1 pseudogene is annotated in these 1,037 nt (G+C 70.5%); it reads right to left on the reverse strand.

Annotated features, from left to right (window positions below):
• Positions 1-61: 61 nt before the first annotated feature.
• Positions 62-1,037: pseudogene (locus ACFU7D_RS29895) on the reverse strand (glycogen debranching enzyme); the annotation flags it as partial.

The raw sequence follows: 1,037 nt of genomic DNA on the forward strand, positions 1-1,037 counted from the left end.
CCTTCCGGCGACCCGGCACCGGCCCGGCGGCCGCCCGGCCGGTGCCCGTCACCCCCATGGCCTACGCCGGACGCTTGAGCCCCGTCAGACTGCGCCCGATCAGCGTCACCCGCTCGCCCGCGGACACCTTGGGCCCCGCACCTGGGGGCACCCCGTCCGGGACGGCCGTGTCCACGACGACCTGCCACTGCCTGCCGTGATTCATCGGGACGGCGAACTCCAGGGTCTCGGCGCCCGCGTTGAACATGAGCAGGAAGGAGTCGTCGGCGATCCGCTCACCGCGCGGGCCCGGTTCGGAGATCGCGTGGCCGTTGAGGAAGACCGTCATGGCCTTCGCGTGCGCGGCCTGCCAGTCCCGCTGGGTCATCTCCTCGCCCCTCGGGGTGAACCACGCGATGTCGGACAGCTCGTCGTGCGTGCCCTCCACCGGACGGCCGTGGAAGAAGCGTCTGCGCCGGAAGACCGGGTGGTCCCGGCGCAGCCAGACCATGGACCGGGTGAACTCCAGCAGGCTGGTGTCCGTGGCGTCACCGTCCTCGTCGCCGTCCTTCGCGTGCGAGGCGGCGGCCGGGTCCGGCCAGTGGACCCAGGAGAGCTCGTTGTCCTGGCAGTAGCCGTTGTTGTTGCCCCGCTGCGTACGCGCGAACTCGTCCCCGTGACTCAGCATGGGCACGCCCTGGGACAGCATCAGGGTGGCGATGAAGTTGCGCATCTGACGGCTGCGCAGTTCGAGGATCTCCTTGTCCTCGGTCTCGCCCTCCGCGCCGCAGTTCCACGAACGGTTGTGGCTCTCGCCGTCCCGGTTGCCCTCGCCGTTGGCGTCGTTGTGCTTGTCGTTGTACGAGACCAGGTCGGCCAGGGTGAAGCCGTCGTGGCAGGTGGTGAAGTTGATGGACGCCAGCGGCCTGCGCCCGTCGTCCTGGTAGAGGTCGGACGACCCCGTGAGCCGCCCGGCGAACTCCGCGAGCGTCCGGGGCTCGCCCCGCCACAGGTCCCGCACCGTGTCCCGGTACTTGCCGTTCCACTCGGTCCACAGC

The organism is Nocardioides sp. NPDC057577 (genome assembly GCF_042801335.1).
GTDB lineage: Bacteria > Actinomycetota > Actinomycetes > Propionibacteriales > Nocardioidaceae > Nocardioides.